Raw genomic sequence first — 1,789 nt, 5'->3', positions numbered from 1 at the left:
CAATCAAAGAGAGCTATGGATATGGAGCCTTTGGGGAAGACCTGTACCAGAACCAGGGGGAGATGCAGCCGTTTGGCTATACGGGATACCAAAGAGATGAGATAGCAGGAACCTACTATGCCCAGGCGAGAGAATATCTCGCAGAGAACGGAAGGTTTGCAGAGCAGGATTTGATTGTTGGTTTTGTTGAGTATCCAGAAACACTTAATAGATATAGTTATTGTTGGAATAATTCTTTAATATATGCAGATTACAATGGGGAATTTCCAACAATTATTGCAGGAGCTTTTATTGGAGCTGCTACAGCAGGAATATTTTCACTTGCAACACAAATAATTTTGGATAGAAAGTTAAATCTAAAAGAGGTTGCTGTAAATGCCATAGGTGGGGCTATAAAAGGTGGGATTGCAGGAAGTGGAATAGGAATAGTTGGTGGTGTACTTGCCACAGGAGCTACAGGAGCGGCGACAAGTGTTGCAACTCAAATTTATGCAGACGATAAAAAATTGAGTGAGGTTAATTGGGGATCAGTGGTAATAGATGGAGGTATTGATGCTTTAACTTATGGTGCTGGAAAATATAAAATTAAAGGGAAAGGACCTACTGTCCAAGAACAATTGAGAAAAACTAATGATGATGTGCATAAGGCAAAATTACATTTGGCAGGATATGGAAAGAAGCGAATGAAAGGCCAAAGTTATCAACGTGCAACAAGAAAAGTAAAGGAACTTGAGATATTACAAGATGAACTAGGAAAAAAATGGTTAAAGCAAAAATTGGTGGAGTCTGCCAAAGACATAAATGAAAGTTTTGGAAAGAAAATGATGGGAAAAGTATTGATGTTAGAATTGGGAACTATACAAGGAATAAATAATGTTGAACGATGTGAAGCGTAGGAGGTATAATGGAGATGAATGAATTTATACGCATGTTTTTGAGAATGTTTATACAAGTAGGTCCATATCTTGTTGTTTTTGTTGTATTGGGATATATCATAAAACTTCAAGAAAAGAAGGCGAAAGAACGAGAAGAAGAACAAAAAAAAGGGATTATAAAAACACATTATGTTGTAAAGACCGAAAAAATACTCGCAATAATGTTTGTTGTAGGTACAATATTCTTTGCTTGTTGTATGGCTATGGGAATAGCACAACAAGAAGATACATTTGTTGTATGTGTATTTGGCTTCTTTTTTTTAGTTGGCATAGTTGGTACAGTAAATATGATGGTATGGAAATTAGAAGTCAATGGAGATGAAATTATATGGCGTTCAACTTTTGGAAATAAGAAAAATTTTCAGTTTGGAGATATTACATATTGTGAGAGAAAGAAAAGTTCTATTCGGGTTTATGTAAATGGAGAAAAGTTATTTACTATTGATGGAGGCGTTGATAAAAGCGAATTTATGGATGATATAGAAAGGCGAAAAATACCAGTAAAATCATATTATGTCAATCAATTAAAAAAGAATAGAAAATAATACCATTTTTGTACCAGAACCAGGGGAAGATACAGCCGTTTGGTTATACGGGCTACCAAAGAGATGAGGTGTCAGGTACTTATTACAGCGTCAATTGGCAAAAAAATGGTTAAATGAAAAAACGACAGACGGTATCAAAGAAATAGAGGGAAATTTTGGGAAAATAAAAGGTACTAAGTGGGGAAATAAAATTTTTAAATCTGATAGGTACTATAGAAGTCAAATTACACGTGCTAGAAATGCTTGGAAAAATAACAAGATTGTTAAACCAAGATTTAGTACATATATGAATGGATTTATAGGAGTATC

3 protein-coding genes are annotated in these 1,789 nt (G+C 34.7%); all 3 read left to right on the top strand.

Going from position 1 to position 1,789, the window contains the following annotated elements; genetic code table 11:
- Positions 1 to 896, top strand: an 896-nt coding sequence (locus DXB52_RS15660) for an RHS repeat-associated core domain-containing protein (RefSeq protein WP_147338852.1), incomplete at its 5' end; no start/stop codon positions are given.
- Positions 897 to 904: 8 nt separating this feature from the next.
- Positions 905 to 1,480, top strand: a complete 576-nt coding sequence (locus tag DXB52_RS15655; RefSeq protein WP_118108039.1) for a DUF6560 family protein — start codon at positions 905 to 907, stop codon at positions 1,478 to 1,480.
- A gap of 94 nt (positions 1,481 to 1,574) precedes the next feature.
- A partial coding sequence (locus DXB52_RS15650; RefSeq protein WP_147343399.1) for a hypothetical protein occupies positions 1,575 to 1,789 on the top strand: 215 nt, incomplete at its 3' end.

Origin of the sequence: Ruminococcus sp. OM04-4AA (assembly GCF_003462585.1) — a bacterium.
Classification (GTDB): Bacteria; Bacillota; Clostridia; order Lachnospirales; family Lachnospiraceae; genus Mediterraneibacter; species Mediterraneibacter faecis.
Note: the sequence above shows the minus strand (reverse complement) of the source record. Positions and strands in the feature narration are given on the sequence as shown.

What these genes read in the sequence shown, in the direction of transcription:
- DXB52_RS15655 (WP_118108039.1), top strand. Translation starts at nt 905, where the DNA reads ATGGAGATGAATGAATTTATACGCATGTTTTTGAGAATGTTTATACAA.